The 19,027-nt window shown below is 64.7% G+C and carries 16 protein-coding genes and 1 riboswitch; of the genes, 11 read left to right on the top strand and 5 right to left on the bottom strand.

Annotation, left to right across the window (positions count from 1 at the left end; translation table 11 throughout):
• The first annotated feature begins 19 nt into the window (after positions 1 to 19).
• Positions 20 to 222: riboswitch (cobalamin riboswitch) on the top strand.
• Positions 223 to 393: 171 nt separating this feature from the next.
• The 9 genes from L610_RS03040 (at position 394) to L610_RS20120 (ending at position 10,117) form a co-directional block, all read left to right on the top strand.
• On the top strand, positions 394 to 2,244 hold the full coding sequence (locus L610_RS03040; RefSeq protein WP_144702364.1) for a TonB-dependent siderophore receptor: 1,851 nt from the start codon (positions 394 to 396) through the stop codon (positions 2,242 to 2,244).
• The gene (locus L610_RS03045) at positions 2,244 to 3,125 is read left to right on the top strand and encodes an ABC transporter substrate-binding protein (protein ID WP_144702367.1); all 882 of its coding nucleotides are present in this window, start codon (positions 2,244 to 2,246) and stop codon (positions 3,123 to 3,125) included. The genes L610_RS03040 and L610_RS03045 overlap by 1 nt, the downstream gene beginning before the upstream one ends.
• Complete coding sequence (locus L610_RS03050; protein ID WP_144702370.1) at positions 3,122 to 4,123, top strand: iron ABC transporter permease; 1,002 nt, start codon at positions 3,122 to 3,124, stop codon at positions 4,121 to 4,123. Before L610_RS03045 ends, L610_RS03050 begins: the two co-directional genes overlap by 4 nt.
• Complete coding sequence (locus L610_RS03055) at positions 4,120 to 4,905, top strand: ABC transporter ATP-binding protein (RefSeq protein ID WP_144702373.1); 786 nt, start codon at positions 4,120 to 4,122, stop codon at positions 4,903 to 4,905. Before L610_RS03050 ends, L610_RS03055 begins: the two co-directional genes overlap by 4 nt.
• Positions 4,906 to 4,993: 88 nt before the next feature.
• Positions 4,994 to 6,334: a 3-phosphoshikimate 1-carboxyvinyltransferase gene (gene aroA / locus L610_RS03060; RefSeq protein ID WP_144702376.1), complete on the top strand. Its 1,341-nt coding sequence runs from the start codon at positions 4,994 to 4,996 to the stop codon at positions 6,332 to 6,334.
• A gap of 22 nt (positions 6,335 to 6,356) precedes the next feature.
• Entirely contained in the window at positions 6,357 to 7,061 is a 705-nt protein-coding gene (locus tag L610_RS03065) for an SDR family oxidoreductase (RefSeq protein ID WP_144702379.1), read from the top strand.
• A gap of 6 nt (positions 7,062 to 7,067) precedes the next feature.
• Positions 7,068 to 7,718: a (d)CMP kinase gene (gene cmk, locus L610_RS03070; RefSeq protein ID WP_144702382.1), complete on the top strand. Its 651-nt coding sequence runs from the start codon at positions 7,068 to 7,070 to the stop codon at positions 7,716 to 7,718.
• A gap of 216 nt (positions 7,719 to 7,934) precedes the next feature.
• Complete coding sequence (gene rpsA / locus L610_RS03075) at positions 7,935 to 9,629, top strand: 30S ribosomal protein S1 (RefSeq protein ID WP_024847077.1); 1,695 nt, start codon at positions 7,935 to 7,937, stop codon at positions 9,627 to 9,629.
• 350 nt (positions 9,630 to 9,979) lie between these two features.
• Positions 9,980 to 10,117 (top strand): hypothetical protein, encoded by a 138-nt coding sequence (locus L610_RS20120; RefSeq protein WP_186441296.1) that lies wholly within the window; start codon positions 9,980 to 9,982, stop codon positions 10,115 to 10,117.
• Here the strand turns inward: L610_RS20120 and L610_RS03080 are convergent.
• The 5 genes from L610_RS03080 to dut form a co-directional block, all read right to left on the bottom strand.
• Positions 10,111 to 10,482 carry a DUF1850 domain-containing protein gene (locus tag L610_RS03080; protein WP_144702385.1) on the bottom strand — a complete coding sequence of 124 codons (372 nt, stop codon included), beginning with the start codon at positions 10,480 to 10,482 and terminating at the stop codon, positions 10,111 to 10,113. The two genes, L610_RS20120 and L610_RS03080, sit on opposite strands and share 7 nt — an antisense overlap.
• Complete coding sequence (locus L610_RS03085) at positions 10,482 to 12,602, bottom strand: TRAP transporter permease (RefSeq protein WP_024847079.1); 2,121 nt, start codon at positions 12,600 to 12,602, stop codon at positions 10,482 to 10,484. The genes L610_RS03080 and L610_RS03085 overlap by 1 nt, the downstream gene beginning before the upstream one ends.
• A 99-nt stretch (positions 12,603 to 12,701) precedes the next feature.
• The gene (locus tag L610_RS03090) at positions 12,702 to 13,661 is read right to left on the bottom strand and encodes a TAXI family TRAP transporter solute-binding subunit (protein WP_144702388.1); all 960 of its coding nucleotides are present in this window, start codon (positions 13,659 to 13,661) and stop codon (positions 12,702 to 12,704) included.
• A 384-nt stretch (positions 13,662 to 14,045) separates the two neighbouring features.
• The gene (locus tag L610_RS03095; RefSeq protein WP_144702391.1) at positions 14,046 to 14,699 is read right to left on the bottom strand and encodes an HAD family phosphatase; all 654 of its coding nucleotides are present in this window, start codon (positions 14,697 to 14,699) and stop codon (positions 14,046 to 14,048) included.
• 1 nt (position 14,700) lies between these two features.
• Positions 14,701 to 15,180 (bottom strand): dUTP diphosphatase, encoded by a 480-nt coding sequence (gene dut, locus L610_RS03100; RefSeq protein ID WP_144702393.1) that lies wholly within the window; start codon positions 15,178 to 15,180, stop codon positions 14,701 to 14,703.
• A gap of 137 nt (positions 15,181 to 15,317) precedes the next feature.
• Between dut and L610_RS03105 the strand changes: the two genes are divergently transcribed.
• Positions 15,318 to 16,901: a peptide chain release factor 3 gene (locus L610_RS03105; RefSeq protein ID WP_144702395.1), complete on the top strand. Its 1,584-nt coding sequence runs from the start codon at positions 15,318 to 15,320 to the stop codon at positions 16,899 to 16,901.
• A 149-nt stretch (positions 16,902 to 17,050) separates the two neighbouring features.
• Positions 17,051 to 18,901, top strand: coding sequence for a DEAD/DEAH box helicase (locus tag L610_RS03110; RefSeq protein WP_144702397.1), 1,851 nt, complete (start codon positions 17,051 to 17,053; stop codon positions 18,899 to 18,901).
• The last annotated feature ends 126 nt before the right edge of the window (positions 18,902 to 19,027 follow it).

Consider the following 19,027-nt stretch of genomic DNA (forward strand, 5'->3'; position numbering starts at 1 on the left):
GCAGCGCCGGACTCCGGCTATCCATCCGCTTGGAACTGGTCCCGCCGCGAGGCGGGTGAAAATGGGAACACGGTGCGACTGACTATCGGTCAAATCCGTGGCTGCCCCCGCAACTGTAACCGTTGAGCCAACTTCCACATGCCACTGGCGGTCAGGCCGGGAAGGCGGAAGAGAGGCGAAGACACGGAAGCCAGGAGACCTGCCGTTCCAGTCACCCATGTCTCGATGCGGGGTGCATCGGGGCGCGGTCGTCCGTCGCGGTGACATTCGAAGAATGTGCTGCATGCCGGAAGCGGCGAGATGACCTTTGGCGCATGGGCGCCGCGAATTCGGTTTGCAGCCTCAGTGTAACCGCCGGTCGGCATTGCCGATCGGACAGATGTGGGGACTGCAATGAAATCGCCGCTGCTCGCTGCGAGCGCACTTACGCTTATCCTGTCCGGACCCTCTTTCGCCCAGGATGATGCTTCTTCCGACGACGTGACCGTTCTCGATACGATCACGGTTACTACCGCCAATCGCACGCCCACCGAGGCGCAGAAGGTTGGCTCCAAGGTCGAGCTGCTGACTAGCGAGGACATCGATAAGAAGACGGTTCAGGCCGTAGCGGATTATCTGTCGTTCGTGCCCGGCATGTCTGTGAGCCCGGCAGGCCCGATTGGCCAGACCACGGGCGTCTACATGCGCGGCCTGCCCGTGCGCTACATCAAGACGCTCTACAACGGCATCGACGTCTCGGACGTCTCGAACACGCAGGTTCAGACCCATTTCGAGCACCTGCTGTCTGCCGGCATCTCGAACATCGAGGTTCTGAAGGGCTCCCAGAGCACGCTCCATGGCTCCAACGCCATTGCCGGTCTCGTCGATCTGTCGAGCTTTGCCGACGAAGGTCCGGGCGTTCATCACACCGTTGAGATCGAAGGCGGCTCCTACGGCACGGTGCGCGGCCGCTATGGCATCAGCGCGTCTGATGATGCCTCCCGCATCGTCGGCAATATTTCAGGCTTCCGGGCCGATGGCTTCTCCGCCGCTGCCGGCGGCACGGAAAAGGACGGATACCAGAACGTCACCGCCGACCTGAACGTTGAGCACCGCTTCAGCGAAGCCTTTTCCGTCTTTGGCTCGGCGCTCTACATCGACACCAGGGCCGAGTATGACCTCAACGGCTTTGACAGCTCAGGCGACGAGAACTTCACCACGTTCCTGGGCGGACGCGCAGGGTTCAACCTCGATCTTCTCGACGGCCGTGCCAAGAACACCTTCTCGGTGCAGGCATCGCGCATGGATCGCGAGATTTCGCCGGCCAACGACACCTTCGTCGGCGACCGGCTGAAGTTCGACTATCTCGGTTCGTTCGAACTGACCGATCGCATCACCCTGCAATACGGCGCCGACCACGAGCGTCAGAAGGCCGATGTCGCGACCACCTGGACCGCAATCAGCGACAGCCACCATCTCACGGGTGTCTGGGCGCAAGGGATTTTCGAGCCGGTTGATGATTTCGTGCTGACTGCCGGGCTTCGCCATGATGAGCACTCTGAATTTGGCGGCCACACCACCTATCGTGGCACGGCGTCCTATCTCTTCCCGAATTCCGGAACGCGCCTCCACGCCTCGGTCGGCACTGGCTTTCGGGCGCCCAGCCTCTATGAGCTATACGCGCCCACCTACGGCAACACGGATCTGCAGCCGGAAACCAGCTTCAGCTACGATGTCGGCGTCGAGCAGACTTTTCTCGATGGCCGCCTGACGGCCGACATCACCTACTTCTCGGTGAAGGTCGAGGACCGCATCGGATTTGGCACGACCTACGTGCAGATCCCCGGCAACACCCATTCGCGCGGCATCGAAGCCTCGCTGAAATACGCGGTGACCGACTGGTTTGATCTTGGCGCCTCCTACACCTACACCAGCGCGGCGGACGATGCAGGGATCCGCGCCATTCGCGTCCCGCGCCATGCGACCGTGCTGACTGCGACGGTGCGTCCGGCTGAAAAGTGGACGGTGAGCGCCGACCTGAAATATGCCGTCGACACGCTGGACACCGACTTCTCGACCTGGCCATCGACAGATGTGGCGCTCGACGACTACGTCCTGCTCAACGCCAGGGTCGCCTATCAGCTGAACGACAACATGCAGTTCTACCTTCGTGGCGAGAACCTGCTGAACGAGAAGTACCAGACCGTGTTGGGCTACAATACGCCGGGCGCCTCCGCGTTCGTTGGCATGAAGGCGAAGTTCTGATGCGTGTAAGGGATCGCATTGGTATCTGGCTGGCGTGGCCCTCCGGGCCCGCGCTCGCCGTGCTGCCTGCGATCCTGCTTGCACTGGTATGCGCGGCAGGAGCTGCATCGGCAGCACCTGCCCGCGTCGTCTCGATGAACGTCTGCACTGACCAGATGGCGATGCTGGTCGCGGCGGATGGACAGCTGCGTTCGGTGACGCACCTTGCCACCGATACGCAAACCTCGGCGATGGTGGATGAGGCGAAAGCCTTTCCCGTTAATCACGGCCTCGCCGAAGAAATCTTCCTGATGAAGCCTGACCTGGTGCTGGCCGGCACCTATACCGCGACCGCGACGGTGAACCTTCTCCAGAACCTCGGCATCCGCGTCGAGCTGTTCGACCCGGTCAACACCTTTGCCGACGTGCGCGAGCAGATCGCACGCGTCGGCAAGTTGCTTGGCCGCGAAGGGCGCGCGGCGGAAGTCGTCGCCGAACTCGACAGCGGGTTGCAGGAACTCGCGACCAGCAGCAGCGGTGTCACCGCCCTTGGCTGGTCATCGAACAGCTATGCCACGGGCGCGGGAACGTTTACCGACGAGGTCATGAACGTTGCTGGCCTCACCAACATTGCCGCGCGCGAAGGAATCCAGGGCGGGGCGCGGGTTCCGCTCGAAACGTTACTTGCCGCGAAGCCGAACCTGATCGTCACCGGCAGCGAAAACTACCAGCGTCCGGCGATGGCGCAGGATAATTTCATTCATCCCGCTTTCCGTGCCTACGTGGCGGGCGGCAAGGAGGTCTCGGTACCCGACAAGTACTGGGTGTGCGGCGCGCCGTTTTCGCTCGAGGCTGTACGCATCCTACGCACCGCCGCCGAGGCGACCGGAGCCGCGCGTTGACCGACACATCGAGATACCGGCTGGTGCTCGCCGCGCTCGGGTTCGCGGTCGCGCTCCTGTTCCTGATCTCGCTGGCCACGGGACCGGCGGCAATCGGCTTTGCCGATTCCATGCGCGCGCTCTTTTCCGGCGATGCCTATGAGATCACGCTGATCATGCGCGAGATCCGCCTGCCGCGCGCGATCCTCGGCCTGATGGTCGGCGCGACGCTCGGCCTCTCCGGCGCCGTGCTGCAGGGCTACCTGCGCAATCCGCTGGCTGAACCCGGTCTGCTCGGCATCAGTGCCACCGCGTCTCTTGGCGCGGTGCTGACGATCTATACCGGCGTCTCGCTCGTCTTTCCGCTCGCCTTGCCGCTAGCGGCACTCGCAGGCGCGGGCGTTGCCGTGCTGGTGGTGCGGGCGATGGCCGGCGGCTCGGGCGGAACGCTCTCGATCATTCTTGCGGGCATCGCGTTGTCGGCCTTCGCCGGGGCCATGACGTCGCTCGCGCTGAACCTTTCTCCCAATCCGTTCGCGGCGATGGAAATCGTCTTCTGGATGCTGGGCTCGCTCACCGACCGCTCCATGATCCATGTGTCGCTCGCTGCTCCGTTCATGGTGGCAGGCTGGGTGATGCTGGCGCTGACCGCCCGCGCGCTCGATGCGTTAACGCTCGGCGCGAGCGCCGCCGCCAGCCTTGGTTTCGACCTGCGCCGCACGCAGCTTCTTGCCGTCGGAGGCACTGCCGCCTCGGTCGGCGCGGCGACGGCCGTTGCGGGGGCAATCGGCTTCGTCGGGCTGGTCGTGCCGCACATCTTGCGCCCGCTCGTCGGCAGCATGCCGTCGCGCCTGCTGCCGGCCAGCGCTCTGGGTGGCGCGGCGATGCTGCTTGCCGCCGACATTCTCGTGCGGCTGATCGCGCCCGAGCGCGACCTGAAACTCGGTGTCCTCACCGCCATGGTCGGCGCGCCGTTCTTCCTGTGGCTGATCTGGCGCTCGCGGAGGACGATGCTGTGACGCTGCTTGCCGTCTCCGATCTCCATGCCGATCTCGGCCGCCGCGAGGTGCTGCACGGCGTCTCCTTCACCGTCAGCGAGGGCGAGTTTGTCGGCCTGATCGGCCCGAACGGCGCCGGCAAGACGACGCTGCTGCGCGCGATCCTTGGCCTGACGCCCTCGAAAGGCACCGTCATCATCGGCAATGAGGTGAAGCCAGCGCCGCGCGTCCAGGCCAGGCTCGTCTCCTATCTGCCGCAGGAGCGGGAGATTGCCTGGCCGGTGACGGTTGAGCGCGTCGTGGCGCTGGGCCGAGCGCCGCACCTGCCGGGCTTTGCCGCTCCCGGGGACGCTGACCTTGCGACGATCCGCTCGGCGATGCGGCGCATGGAAGTGGAAGATTTCGCGCAGCGCCCCGCAACCGAACTTTCCGGCGGCGAACAGGCGCGAGTGCTGATCGCCCGGGCGCTCGCACAGGAAGCGCCGCTGATGCTCGCCGACGAACCGGCGGCCGGGCTCGACCCCGCCCACCAAATTGCCCTTATGAAGATCTTTGCGGGCCTTGCCGACGAAGGCTCCAGCGTCGTCGCCTGCCTGCACGACCTCGGCCTTGCCGCCCGCTTTTGCACGCGGCTAATCCTGCTGCAGGACGGCCGCATCGTGGCTGACGGTGCGCCGCGCGATGTGCTGACGGACGAGCTGCTGCGCTCGACCTACGGCGTGAAATCCTTCCTCGGCGAGCACGAGGGCGGGCTGATCGTGCAGCCCTTTGATCTGGCGGACGGATCCGGCCACGGGGGATGACCGCGGCATTGCGTCGTGATACGACACCGGCGCGGCTTACAGCCTTTCCGATTTCACCTTTCGCCGGCTTGCCGGCTGGGACATCTCTATGACTGCACACCTCACCCCGAAGCCCGCCACCGCCTCAAAGTCCGAAGCTCTTTCCGGCACCGTCCGTGTGCCTGGCGACAAGTCCATCTCGCACCGCTCCTTCATGTTCGGCGGGCTTGCTTCCGGCGTCACCCGCATCACCGGGCTGCTCGAGGGCGAGGACGTAATGCGCACCGGCGAGGCTATGAAAGCCATGGGCGCAAAGATCGAGAAGCAGGGCGACGAGTGGATCATCCACGGCACCGGCAACGGCGCGCTGCTTGAGCCGCAGGGCCCGCTCGACTTCGGCAATGCCGGTACCGGCTCGCGCCTCACCATGGGCCTCGTCGGCACCTACGATATGACCACCACCTTCATCGGCGATGCCTCGCTGCAGAGCCGGCCGATGGGCCGCGTGCTCAACCCGCTGCGCGAAATGGGCGTGCAGGTCGTGGACGCCGCGCCCGGCGACCGCATGCCGCTCACCATCCGTGGCCCGAAGCGCGCCAACCCGATCACCTACCGCGTGCCGATGGCCTCCGCTCAGGTGAAGTCGGCTGTGCTGCTTGCCGGCCTCAACACGCCGGGCATCACGACGGTCATCGAGCCGATCATGACCCGCGACCACACGGAGAAGATGCTGAAGGGCTTTGGCGCCAATCTCGAGGTCGAGACCGACAAGGACGGCGTGCGCCACATCCGCATCGAGGGCGAGGGCAAGCTCACCGGCCAGGTTATCGCCGTGCCGGGCGATCCGTCCTCGGCCGCCTTCCCGCTGGTTGCGGCGCTGATCGTACCGGGCTCCGACATCGTCATCGAAAACGTGCTGATGAACCCGACGCGTACCGGCCTCATCGACACGCTGCTCGAAATGGGCGCCTCGATCGAGATCCTCAACCGCCGCGATGCGGGCGGCGAGGAAGTCGCCGACCTGCGCGTGCGCCATTCGGAGCTCAAGGGCGTCTCCGTGCCGCCGGCACGCGCGCCGTTCATGATCGATGAATACCCGATCCTTGCCATCGCCGCCTCGCTTGCCGAGGGCGAGACGGTGATGGACGGTCTCGAAGAGCTGCGCGTCAAGGAAAGCGACCGCCTCGCGGCCGTTGCCCGTGGCCTTGAAGTCAACGGCGTCGACTGCACGGAGGGCGAAGCCTCGCTCACCGTGCGTGGCCGCCCGGACGGCAAGGGTCTCGGCGGCGGCACTGTTGCCACGCACCTTGATCACCGCATCGCCATGAGCTTCCTTGTCCTCGGCCTTGCGGCCGAGAAGCCGGTTACTGTCGACGATCGCTCGATGATCGCGACCAGCTTTCCGGAGTTCATGGGCCTGATGACTGGCCTTGGCGCGAAGATCGACTGACGGAACGGCTGAGGGAGAGGACATGGCTGATAGCAAGGTTGCAATGATCGTCGGCGGCGGCAGCGGCATGGGTGCCGCGTCGGCCCGAAAGCTCGCCGAAAACGGCTATACCGTGGCCGTCATGTCCTCGTCCGGCAAGGGCGAGGCGCTGGGCAACGAGCTCGGCGGCCTCGGCTTCACCGGCTCCAACCTGTCGAACGACGATTTGAAGCGCTTTGCCGACCTCACCCTCGAGCGCTTCGGCCGCATCGACGTGCTGGTCAACAGCGCCGGCCACGGACCGAAGGGTCCGCTGCTCGAAATCTCCGACGAGGACTGGCACAAGGGTTTTGACGTCTACTTCATGAACGTCGCCCGCGCCGTGCGCATCGTCGCGCCGCAGATGATTGCGCAGAAGTCGGGCTCGATCGTCAACATCTCCACCGCCTGGGTGGACGAGCCGAGCGATATGTTCCCGACCTCTGCCGTCGCCCGCTCGGGGCTGACCGCCTACACCAAGCTGTTCGCCAACCAGTATGCGGCGCAGAACGTGCGCATCAACAACGTGCTGCCGGGCTGGATCGACAGCCTGCCGGAGAAGGACGAGCGCCGCGCATCGGTGCCGATGCAGCGCTATGGCACTGCCGAGGAAATCGCGGAGGCGGTGCTGTTCCTCGCCTCGGAAAAGTCTTCCTACATCACCGGCCAGAACATCCGCGTCGATGGCGGCCTGATGCGTTCGGTCTGAGAGTTCATGTCGTCACATTTCATCATCGCCATCGATGGCCCGGCCGGGGCCGGCAAGGGCACGATGGCGCGCCGCCTCGCCGACCATTTTCACCTGAACATGCTTGACACGGGGCTTACCTACCGCGCTGTCGCGCACAAGATGCTGCAGGAGGGGCTGAACCTCACCGACGCTACGGCCGCCGAGGCAACCGCGCGCTCGCTCGACCTCGGCAATCTCGACCGTGACGTGCTTTCGCAGCATGCCGTCGGCGAGGCTGCGTCGCAGGTTGCCGTCATTCCCGCGGTGCGGCGCGCGCTGGTTGAAAAGCAGCGCGAGTTTGCGAAGACGGCGCCAGGCGCCGTGCTCGACGGCCGCGACATCGGCACGGTGGTCTGCCCCGACGCCGACGTGAAGCTCTATGTCACCGCCACCGCCGCCGTGCGTGCAAAGCGCCGCCTCGCCGAGATCGAATCGCGCGGCGGCACCGCCGAATTCGCGCAGATCCTTGCCGACATCGAGAAGCGCGACGCGCGCGACATGGGCCGCGAGGATTCGCCTCTGCGCCCGGCCGCAGACGCACACTTGCTCGATACGTCCGAAATGGATATAGAAAGCGCGTTTCAGGCGGCGAAAAGTCTGGTCGAACAGGCCATGGCCGCCCGAGGCAAAGACTGAAGCGGGGCGCGGTGCACGTTCTTCCCTCGGGAAGACACGTGATGCCGCACAACCTGTTTCTGGAACCGGCCCGCCCGCATCACATTGCGCCGGAACGCCGCGAGAGCGGCAATGACCCGTCAGGAGGCGGGTCACGATGCTGGCGGACCTGACGCAACACTAGCACACGGCGCCCGCCCGGAGGACCCTATGGGTCAGGGCATTTCAGGAGCTTTTATGTCCCAATCCAACCCTACCCGTGACGATTTCGCCAGCCTTCTCGACGAGTCGTTCTCGGCCGAGCATTCTGCCGAAGGTTCTGTCGTCAAGGGCCTCATCACCGCCATCGAAAAGGACATGGCGATCATCGACGTCGGCCTGAAGGTCGAGGGCCGCGTCCCGCTCAAGGAGTTCGGCGCTCAGGCCAAGGAACTCAAGGCCGGTGACGAAGTCGAGGTTTACGTCGAGCGCATCGAGAACGCCCTCGGCGAGGCCATGCTGTCGCGCGAGAAGGCTCGCCGCGAAGAGAGCTGGGTCCGTCTCGAGGCGAAGTTCAACGCCGGCGAGCGCGTCGAAGGCGTTATCTTCAACCAGGTCAAGGGCGGCTTCACCGTCGACCTCGACGGCGCCGTTGCGTTCCTGCCGCGTTCGCAGGTCGACATCCGTCCGATCCGCGACGTCACCCCGCTCATGCACAACCCGCAGCCCTTCGAGATCCTCAAGATGGATCGCCGTCGTGGCAACATCGTCGTGTCGCGCCGCACCGTTCTCGAAGAGAGCCGTGCAGAGCAGCGCTCGGAGATCGTCCAGAACCTCGAAGAGGGTCAGGTTGTCGAGGGCGTCGTCAAGAACATCACCGACTACGGTGCGTTCGTTGACCTCGGTGGCATCGACGGTCTGCTGCACGTCACCGACATGGCATGGCGCCGTGTCAACCATCCGACCGAGATCCTCAACATCGGTCAGACGGTCAAGGTGCAGATCATCCGCATCAACCAGGAAACCCACCGTATCTCGCTCGGCATGAAGCAGCTCGAGTCGGATCCGTGGCAGGATATCGGCACCAAGTTCCCGCTGGGCAAGAAGATCAAGGGCACCGTCACGAACATCACCGACTACGGTGCGTTCGTCGAGCTGGAGCCGGGCATCGAAGGCCTCATCCACGTTTCCGAGATGTCCTGGACGAAGAAGAACGTCCATCCGGGCAAGATCCTCTCGACGACTCAGGAAGTCGAGGTTGTCGTGCTCGAGGTCGATCCTCAGAAGCGCCGCATCTCGCTGGGCCTCAAGCAGACCCTCGAGAATCCGTGGGAAGCTTTCGCTCGCAACCACCCGGCTGGTTCGGTCGTCGAAGGCGAAGTCAAGAACAAGACCGAGTTCGGCCTGTTCATTGGCCTCGAGGGCGACGTCGACGGCATGGTGCATCTGTCGGATCTCGACTGGAACCGTCCGGGCGAGCAGGTGATCGAGGAGTACAACCGCGGTGACGTCGTCCAGGCTCAGGTTCTCGACGTCGACATCGAGAAGGAGCGCATCTCGCTCGGCATCAAGCAGCTCGGCCGTGACTCGCTCGGCGAGGCTGCTGCTTCGGGTGAACTGCGCAAGGGCGCTGTCGTGACCTGCGAAGTGATCGACGTCAAGGACGGCGGTCTGGACGTTCGTCTGGTCGACCACGACATCGAGTCCTTCATCCGCCGCGCTGACCTGTCGCGTGACCGCGACGAGCAGCGTCCGGAGCGCTTCTCGGTCGGTCAGAAGGTCGACGCTCGCGTCATCGCCTTCGACAAGAAGACCCGCAAGCTGCAGGTCTCGATCAAGGCTCTCGAGATCGCCGAAGAGAAGGAAGCTGTCGCTCAGTACGGCTCGACCGACTCCGGCGCTTCGCTCGGCGACATTCTCGGCGCCGCGCTGAAGAAGCAGGGCCGCGATTAATCGCTTTCCGTCCCTGACGGACAAGAACCCCGCCGGAGCAATCCGGCGGGGTTTTTCTTTGGCGGATTGGGAGCGCGCGCACTTCGGTTAAGCGATGTGGCAGGGCCGTGTCGGCAAGCGCCAATTCGCTGCCGCGTGGAGGTCCGTTGATGGCGAAGAATGTTACAGGAAAGCAACAGCTTGGGCGGATGAAGCGGTACCTTGGCGTCCGCCACGAATCATCCGCAATTCCGACGCGGCGCGGCCCTTATTCCCTTACCTATTAACATCGCGTTCACGGCTTATTCATCGGTGATTGCTAAAGTTGGAACTAACGGAAAATAGGCAAACCGAGTGCGGGAATACGAGTCATGCGTATCTGGGCTCAAATCATCAAGGCGATCATTGCAGTACGCGAATTCGTGGCGCCGACCTACCGTCCGGAGCAGCACTACATGCGCGGACCGGGCCCAGCCTGCGCGCGCATGCGCAGCCTGAACTGTCACTGATTGCTTTCTCCGCAGGGCTCGACGACGATCGCCGCGCCCTGTTCGGTTCCCACCGTCAGGCAGTCGCCACCGCCGCAGATTTCCCAGCCTGACACCGTTGCTCCCGATGAGGCGAGAGAAAGCCGTTCGACAGGTTTCACCTGCGGCTCGTAGATCCACCAGCCATCCCTGAGCACCGCGCCTTCGGGCGGCTCCATGCCGGCACCTGAACCTTTTACACGCGCCTCGACGATCCGAAGGCCCGTGTCCGTCACCTGCCAGTCTTCCTGCCAGGTGACCTTCTCGACCGAATGCGTCCAGGCCAGCGTGAAGGCGGAGACGGCCAGCGTGACCGTCTTGGCCCCGGCAAGGATGCAAATGCCCATCAGGCTGCCGCAGCTTCCTGCCGGCTGCGTCGCACGCGCAGCCAGTGCGCAACGACGACGATCAGGCCGAGCGCGAAGCCGGCTTCGTCGGTGACAGGCAGGTAGAGGATCATGAGGATGCCGGCGGCACAGGCACCAATCCGTTCCCACCAGGTCGCCGAGCCGATCAGGAAGCCGACCACAGCCATGCCCCAAAGCGCGATGCCGGCGCAGGCCTTGAAGAGGATGTAGACCACCTCGACCCAGTAGCCCCAGTTCTCGGCCATCGGCCCGCCGTCCTGCAGCATCAGCGCGGGCGTGTAGACCGCCATGAAGGGTACGAGGAAGCCGGCCGTCGCGAGTTTCGTCGCCTGGATCGATATCTTGAGGCCTGATGTCTTGGCCATTGGCGCGGCGGCAAAGCAAGCGAGCGCCACCGGCGGCGTCAGGTCCGCCATGATGCCGAAGTAGAACACGAACATGTGGCTGACGAGCAGCGGCACGCCGAGTTCGAGAAGCGCGGGGCCCGCCAGCGACGAGGTGATGATGTAGTTCGGGATCGTCGGAATGCCCATGCCGAGGATGAGGCAGGTGATCATCGTCAGCACCAGCGACAGGAACAGATTGTTCTCGCCGATGCGGATGATGGTACCGATGAAGGTGGAGGCGATGCCGGTCAGCGTCAGCGTGCCAATGACGACACCAACGATGGCGCAGGCAATGCCGACGGGCAGCGCGTTCTTCGCGCCTTCTGCGAGCGAGTCGCGGCAGATCGCCAGGGTCTCGCGCCCGCCCTTGAACAGCGCGGTGGCGACGATCAGAACGCCGATCACCAGCATGAGGATGTTGACGCCGAACCTGACGAAGGCAGCCGCAGAAAGACCGACCACGATCCAGAACACCATGCGGAAGGCGAACGGGCTGATCAGGGCGGCGATCGGCGTGCCAAGGATGAGGACCACGATGAGGGCGAGGCCCATCGTGCCGGCGAAGATCGGCGTGTAACCCGCGAACAGCAGGTAGACGAGCACGGCAAGCGGCAGCACGAGCGGCCAGTGCTGGCGCACCGCTGCCCACGGGTCGGGCAGGCTCGCCTTGTCCATACCGCCGAGGCCCGACTTGCTGGCTTCGAGATGCACCATCCAGAAGCAGGCGCCGAAATAGAGGATGGCGGGGATGAGCGCTGCCTTCACCACTTCGACGTAAGGCACGTTCAGCGTCTCGGCCATGATGAAGGCAACCGCCCCCATCACCGGCGGCATGATCTGCCCACCCATCGACGAGGTTGCCTCGACGCCGCCGGCGAAGGCGGAGCGGAAGCCGAATTTCTTCATTAGCGGGATGGTGAATTGACCCGACGCCACGACATTGGCGACGCCGGAGCCCGAAATCGTGCCCATCAGCGCCGAGGAGAGCACGCAGACCTGCGCCGGGCCGCCGCGCCAGTTGCCGACGAGGCCGAGCGCGAAGTCGTTGAAGAGGGCGAGCATGCCCGCGCGCTCAAGGAACGCGGCGAAGACGACGAAGATGAAGATGTAGGCGGCCGAGACATAGATCGGCGTGCCGAAAATGCCCTCGGTACCGAACGAGAAGTGTTCGATGATCATCTCGACCGGATAGCCGCGGTGGATGAAGGGCGGCGGCAGGTGCTGGCCGAAGAAGCAGTAGGCGAGGAACAGACCGGCGATGATCGTCAGCGGCAGGCCCATCAGCCGCCGCGCGCCCTCGAAGACGAGAACCAGCGTCACCGTGCCGACGATGAGGTCAGGCACCGTCAGGAAGCCGGAGCGCATGATGATCGCGCTATAGTTCACCCACTGGTAGATGCCGGTCAGGAAGCCGAGGATACCGAGCAGCCAAAACCAGGCAGTGCCCCACCTGGTCTTCGCGACGAGGTTGCCGAACAGCGCAAAGCCCAGCAGCAGCAGGAAGCCGACATGCATCGCGCGTACGACCTGGCTTGGCAGCGTGCCGTAGGCGGCCGACCAGAGCTGAAACAGCGAGAAGGCGAAGGCGATCCAGAATGCTGCCTTGCCCAGGATTCCGTCGCCGAAGCCGGCAGGAAGTCCCTCGATCCGCTCTTCCGCCGAATGCGGAATTTCGAGTTGATGTTCGCCGGTTCCGGTCTTCGTCGCGCTCATGCTTTACCCTTGCCTCCCCGCCAGGATCTTGAGTCGAAAACCCCCTCGGCCGCGCCGCAACGCTGCGGCCGAAGGGGCGTCATGTTCCGTCAGCGCGACTTACTTGAGCACACCGACTTCGCGGTAATAGCGTTCGGCCCCCGGGTGCAGCGGAACCGGCATGCCATCTACCGCCTTCTTCACGTCGATCGCCTTGGCGGCCGCGTGCGCAGCGGCGAGCTTGTCGAGGTTCTCGAACAGCAGCTTGGTCATCTGGTAGGCGGTCTCTTCCGACACGCCCTCATGGCTGACGAGGAAATTGCCGACGGCGGCGGTCGGAACATCCTCGGCCTGACCCTCATAGGTGCCGGCGGGGATCGTCACTGCCATGAATGGCGCGCCGATCTTCTCGACAACCTCGGCGGGGACCGCCACGACATTGATCGGAACCGAAGTCGCGAGATCGCGCAGCGAGGCAACGCCGAGGCCCGCCGACTGCAGGGTTGAATCCAGCTGGCGGTTCTTGATCAGCTCGACGGATTCGGCGAACGGCAGGTACTCGATCTTGCCGAGATCCTGATAGGTGAGGCCGGCCGCAGCGAAGATCGCGCGCGCATTGAGCTCGGTACCGGAAGCCGGCGCGCCGACCGACAGGCTCTTGCCCTTCAGCTCTTCCAGCGTGGTGATGCCGGATTCCTTGGAGGCGACGATCTGCACGTAGTTCGGATAGATGGCGGCGATGCCGCGCAGCTTGTCGAGCTTGCCCGGGAAGCCTGCCTCCTTGTTGCCTTCCCAGCCATCGCGCAGGGAGTCGCCAAGCGAGAAGGCGATCTCGCCGCGGCCGGCCTGCAGGAGGTTGAGGTTCTCGACCGAAGCCTTGGTCGCCTGCACCTGCGTGCGCGCGCCTTCGATGCCCTGGCCGTAGATTTCGGAAAGCGCAACGCCGAGCGGGTAGTAGACGCCCGAGGTTCCGCCAGTCAGCACGTTGATGAATTCCTGAGCCTTGGCCGCTCCGGCGGTGAGGCCAACGGAAAGCGCCATGGCGCCGGCAGCAAGCAGGTTCCTGGTCAGATGTTTCATGCAGTTCCTCCCAAATCGAGTGCTGGCCGCCACATTTCCTTTGCGAAATGCCAACCGGCCGATGCGCTAGTTTTAGAGGCTCAAATCAAGAATCCAATCGTTATTTGAGTTGATTGGAGACGTGTCTTGGCGGTCGGCGACGAAAACCTCCGAAGCTTCTTGGTTCAGCACCAGTTCTTATGGGAAAAATCTGCCCTGACTCACAGCAGGGGCGGCGCGGCAGCCATCATGGCGCCAGCGCCGCCTCGCCCGGCCGCGAGCCTGATCCGCTACTTCGCGACCGAACCACGGGAGGATGGTGGCGCGAGCAGTTGCAGCTACCGGACTGACGGGAAACGCCAGCCCGGTAGTTTGGTTCATCAATTTCGGGAAGAGTCTGTCGGCTCAGGAAAGGCCGAGAAGGCGCGGCAGCTCGCGCATGTCATCGAACAGGATGCCTCCTGCCGCCGCGAGGCCCTCGCGATCCGAATGCGGATCGCCATGGTAGGAGAAGACGCGCATGCCGGCGGCGATGCCTGCCTGCGTGCCCCAGACGCTGTCCTCGATCACGACGCAGTTTTCCGGCGCATGGCCCATCTCGCGGGCGGCATGCAGGAAGAGGTCCGGAAAAGGCTTTCCGCGCGGGACCATGGTGGCACTGAACAGCACATCGCGGAAATGCTCGATCAGGCCGGTGGTGCCGAGCGTCAGGTGCATCTTGTCGAGCTTGGCGGACGAGGCGACGCACCACGGGATGCCCGCGCCGCGCAGCTCTTCGACCACAAATTCGATATGCGGCACCGGCTCGACGCCAGCGCCAAAGATCTCATCCAGCGAGGAGTACCAGCGGTCCATGAGGTGGAAGCCGAGCGAATGCCCCTCGGCCTCGATCTCGGCCTGCACGCTGGTCATACTGCGCCCGGCGAAACGCTTGCGGCAGTCCTCATAGGTGACCGGGTAGCCAGCCTCGGTCAGCCAGCGGCAGAGAACATTGTTGGCGGCGCGCTCGGTGTCGACGATGACGCCGTCGCAGTCGAAGATGACGAGGGACGGGCGCATGTCAGGCCGTGCCCGTGGAGCCGAAGCCGCCGGCGCCGCGCTCGGTCGTGCCGGCAAGGCTGCGTTCCTCGAGTACTGCCTGCGTCACCGGCGCGATGACGAGCTGGGCGATGCGCATGCCGCGCTCGATCAGGAACTCCTCGTCGCCGTGATTGATAAGCAGCACCTTCACCTCGCCGCGGTAGTCGGAGTCGATCGTACCGGGCGTGTTGAGGCAGGTGATGCCGTGCTTGAAGGCGAGGCCCGAGCGGGGGCGAACCTGACCCTCAAAACCTTCCGGAATTTCGAAGACGAGGCCGGTCGGCACGAGGGCGCGCCGGCCGGGGAGCAGCAGCAACGGCCGGTCGGCGGGCACGGCGGCGCGCAGGTCCATGCCGGCGGCGCCTGCGGTTTCGTAGGACGGCAGCTCGAGGCCTTCGGAGTCCGGAAGGCGAACGATGCCGACGGCAGGGCGGTGAGTCGAGGGCGAGAACGTGTTCATGCCCGCTGCTATGGCGTCCGTTTGGTTTCTCGTCAATTCGTCCCCGGGCCGAACTCATCCTGATGCCGCGAGGCAAACTTTATTCGACATGCACGGCTTCCCTTTGTATAAGCCGCCCACTTCAAGGATTTCATCGCATGGCCGAAAGCATTACCGACGCGGTGTCGCGCCGCCGTACGTTCGCGATCATCGCCCACCCGGACGCGGGTAAGACCACTCTCACCGAAAAGCTGCTCCTGTTCGGCGGTGCGATCCAGCTTGCCGGCGAAGTGAAGGCGAAGAAGGACAAAATCCAGACCCGTTCCGACTGGATGAAGATCGAGCGCGAGCGCGGCATCTCGGTCGTGACCTCGGTGATGACCTTCGAGTATGGCGGCAACGTCTTCAACCTGCTCGACACGCCCGGCCACGAAGACTTCGCCGACGACACCTACCGCACGCTGTCTGCGGTCGACTCCGCCGTCATGGTAATCGACGCCGCCAAGGGTATCGAGCCGCGGACGCTGAAGCTGTTCGAGGTCTGCCGCCTGCGCGACATTCCGATCATCACCTTCGTCAACAAGATGGACCGCGAGGCGCGCAACACCTTCGACATCCTCGACGAGATCGAACAGAAACTCGCGCTCGATACGGCGCCGATCACCTGGCCGGTCGGCCAGGGCAAGACCTTTGCCGGCACCTATCACCTCGCCGAAAACGCGGTGCGCCGCGGCGATGCCGAGGAGGAGCGCACCAAGGTCAACGGCCCGGACTCCAACAAGGTCGCAGGCCTGCTTCCCGATCACGAGCGCGCCGACTTCATCGAGGAGCTGGAGCTCGCGCGCGAGGCCTGCCGTCCGTTCGACCTGCAGGCGTTCCGCGAGGGACATCTCACGCCGGTCTTCTTCGGCTCGGCGCTGCGCAATTTCGGCGTACGCGACCTGATCGAGGCGCTCGGCGAATGGGCGCCGCCGCCGGCCGCGCAGGATTCCGACAGCCGCCGGGTCGAGGCGACCGAAGACAAGATGACGGCCTTCGTCTTCAAGATCCAGGCGAACATGGATCCCAACCACCGCGACCGCATCGCCTTCGTGCGCGTCTGTTCGGGCATGCTCCAGCGCGGCATGAAGGCCAAGCTGGTGCGCACCGGCAAGGCGCTGCCGCTGACGGCGCCGCAGTTCTTCTTCGCCCGCTCGCGCACTACGGCCGACGAGGCCTATCCGGGTGACGTGGTCGGCATTCCGAACCACGGCACGCTGCGCATCGGCGACACGCTGACCGAGGGCGAGGACCTGCTGTTCCGCGGCGTGCCGAACTTCGCGCCGGAGATCCTGCGCCGCGTGCGCCTGGGCGATCCGATGAAGGCGAAGAAGCTGAAGGAAGCGCTGCAGCAGATGGCGGAGGAAGGCGTCGTGCAGCTGTTCAACCCGGAGGACGGCTCGCCGGCGATTGTCGGCGTCGTCGGCGCGCTGCAGCTCGACGTGCTAAAGGAGCGGCTCAAGATCGAATACGGCCTGCCGGTCGACTTCGAGATGGCGCGCTTCTCGGTCTGCCGCTGGATTTCCGCCGAGTCGAGGGTCGAGCTCGACCGCTTCATCGAGGCGCATCGCGGCGACATCGCCCGCGACCTCGACGACGATCCGGTGTTCCTGGCGCCGCACGAATTCGGCCTCAATTACGAGGCGGAGCGGTGGAAAGCGATCAGGTTCGCCGCGGTCAAGGACTACCAGATACGCAACTGACCAAGCGGTTTCGGCGTTTTAGCCGCCGGACCTATATACTTTTGCCGCCGTGCGACCTAAAAGGCCGCACGGCTCGTGCTTGATTTTCACGGGCATCGCATCGGCCGCACCCGAATGCCGCCCGCGCACAAATCCGAAAGACATTCGCAATGACTCAAATTGAAGGCATCGTTCCGGCCCTTGCTGCCGCATTGGCTGCGCGCGGCTATGCCGACCTCACCCCCGTCCAGAAGGCCGTGATCGCGCCGGAGCTGGCAGACCGCGACGCGCTGGTGTCGGCCCAGACGGGCTCGGGCAAGACCGTCGCCTTCGGCCTGGCGATCGCGCCGACCGTGCTGGGCGAGAACGGGCGGTTCGGTCCCGCCGACCTGCCTTACGCGCTCGCTGTCGCGCCCACCCGCGAACTCGCGCTGCAGGTGCGCCGCGAGCTCGAATGGCTCTATGCCGAGACCGGTGCCGTGATCGCCTCCTGCGTCGGCGGCATGGACATGCGCACCGAGCGGCGCGCGCTGGAACGCGGCGCCCATATCGTCGTCGGCACGCCGGGACGCCTGCGCGACCACATCACCCGGGGCGGCCTCGACATGTCGCAGCTGCGCGCCATTGTCCTCGACGAGGCCGACGAGATGCTCGACCTCGGCTTTCGCGAGGACCTTGAGTTCATCCTGGAGTCGGCTCCGGAAGACCGTCGCACCCTGCTGTTCTCGGCGACCGTGCCGCCGGCAATCGAGAAGCTCGCAAAGAACTACCAGCGCGATGCGCTGCGCGTGTCGACTGCCTCCGAGCGCAAGCAGCACGGCGACATCGAATATCGCGCGCTGACGGTTGCGCCGAGCGACCGCGAAAACGCGATCATCAACGTGCTGCGCTACTATGATGCGCGCAATGCGCTGGTGTTCTGCTCGACGAGAGCTGCCGTGAACCATTTGATGGCGCGCTTCAACAATCGCGGCTTCCAGGTCGTGGCGCTGTCGGGCGAACTCAGCCAGAACGAGCGCATGCATGCGCTCCAGGCGATGCGCGACGGCCGCGCCAAGGTATGCATTGCCACCGATGTTGCCGCGCGCGGCATCGACCTGCCGCATCTCGACCTTGTCGTCCACGCTGACCTGCCGACCAATCCGGAAACGCTGCTGCACCGTTCGGGCCGCACCGGCCGCGCCGGCCGCAAGGGCGTCAGCGCCCTGATCGTGCCGACGAGCCTGCGGCGTAAGGCCGACCGTCTGCTGCAAAATGCCAGGATCGTCGCCGAGTGGGCGCGTCCGCCTTCAGCGGAGGAAGTCTCGCGCCGCGACGACGAGCGGATGATGGCTGATCAGGTCCTGCAGGACGAGGTGGGCGAAGACGAGACCGAGGCGGTTGCAACGCTGATCGAGACCTACGGCGCCGAACGCGTCGCCGCGGCCTTCGTGCGCCAGTGGCGCGCCGGCCGCTCGGCTCCCGAAGAGCTGATCGAACTCTCCGCCTTCGGCGCACCTGCTAGCCGTGGCGAAAAGCGCGAGCCGTCTGCCCCGCGCGAGGAATTTGGCGAAAGCGTCTGGTTCACGCTGTCGGCGGGCCGCCGCCAGAATGCCGAGCCGCGCTGGCTGATCCCGATGCTCTGCCGCGTCGGCAAGATCACCAAGGCCGAGATCGGCGCGATCAAGATGCAGCCGGAAGAGACCTATGTGCAGATCGCGGCGGACCGCGCCGATGCCTTCGAGAAGGCCGTGGGCAAGGCTGAACTGCAGAACGGCATCACCATGACGCGCATGCATGGCACGCCGGACCTCAGCCGTTCCGGCGGAAAGTCCGGGCCTGGCGAGCGCAAGCCCTATGGCGATCGCGGCCCGAAGCCCGACTGGAAGCAGAAGAAGGCGTATGGCGATGATCGCGGTCCGCGCCGTGACTGGAAAGAGCGCAAGCCGCATGAGGCGGGCGACGGCCAGGCGCGCAAGCCGCATGGCAAGAAGCCCGACTGGGCCGGCAAGAAGCCCAAGCGCAACCGTCACGACGCCTGACGTTGGGGCACACCACCATTCCTTGAAAAAATATTCCTCTACAGACTTTCCGGCTAGAGGAAATTTGTTCCGATCGGGTAAGATCGCCATGGCTTGGCTCGCCATTGGTGCATCTTGCCCTATGAT

The organism is Aminobacter sp. J44 (assembly GCF_007829415.1).
GTDB lineage: Bacteria > Pseudomonadota > Alphaproteobacteria > Rhizobiales > Rhizobiaceae > Aerobium.

Bases quoted from the DNA above. Each gene is read 5' to 3' on its own strand.
- dut (WP_144702393.1), bottom strand. From the start codon at position 15,180: ATGAACACGTTCTCGCCCTCGACTCACCGCCCTGCCGTCGGCATCGTT.
- L610_RS03110 (WP_144702397.1), top strand. From the start codon at position 17,051: ATGACTCAAATTGAAGGCATCGTTCCGGCCCTTGCTGCCGCATTGGCT.
- L610_RS03105 (WP_144702395.1), top strand. From the start codon at position 15,318: ATGGCCGAAAGCATTACCGACGCGGTGTCGCGCCGCCGTACGTTCGCG.
- cmk (WP_144702382.1), top strand. From the start codon at position 7,068: ATGTCGTCACATTTCATCATCGCCATCGATGGCCCGGCCGGGGCCGGC.
- L610_RS03085 (WP_024847079.1), bottom strand. From the start codon at position 12,602: ATGAGCGCGACGAAGACCGGAACCGGCGAACATCAACTCGAAATTCCG.
- L610_RS20120 (WP_186441296.1), top strand. From the start codon at position 9,980: ATGCGTATCTGGGCTCAAATCATCAAGGCGATCATTGCAGTACGCGAA.
- L610_RS03065 (WP_144702379.1), top strand. From the start codon at position 6,357: ATGGCTGATAGCAAGGTTGCAATGATCGTCGGCGGCGGCAGCGGCATG.
- L610_RS03045 (WP_144702367.1), top strand. From the start codon at position 2,244: ATGCGTGTAAGGGATCGCATTGGTATCTGGCTGGCGTGGCCCTCCGGG.
- aroA (WP_144702376.1), top strand. From the start codon at position 4,994: ATGACTGCACACCTCACCCCGAAGCCCGCCACCGCCTCAAAGTCCGAA.
- L610_RS03080 (WP_144702385.1), bottom strand. From the start codon at position 10,482: ATGGGCATTTGCATCCTTGCCGGGGCCAAGACGGTCACGCTGGCCGTC.
- L610_RS03040 (WP_144702364.1), top strand. From the start codon at position 394: ATGAAATCGCCGCTGCTCGCTGCGAGCGCACTTACGCTTATCCTGTCC.
- L610_RS03090 (WP_144702388.1), bottom strand. From the start codon at position 13,661: ATGAAACATCTGACCAGGAACCTGCTTGCTGCCGGCGCCATGGCGCTT.
- rpsA (WP_024847077.1), top strand. From the start codon at position 7,935: ATGTCCCAATCCAACCCTACCCGTGACGATTTCGCCAGCCTTCTCGAC.
- L610_RS03095 (WP_144702391.1), bottom strand. From the start codon at position 14,699: ATGCGCCCGTCCCTCGTCATCTTCGACTGCGACGGCGTCATCGTCGAC.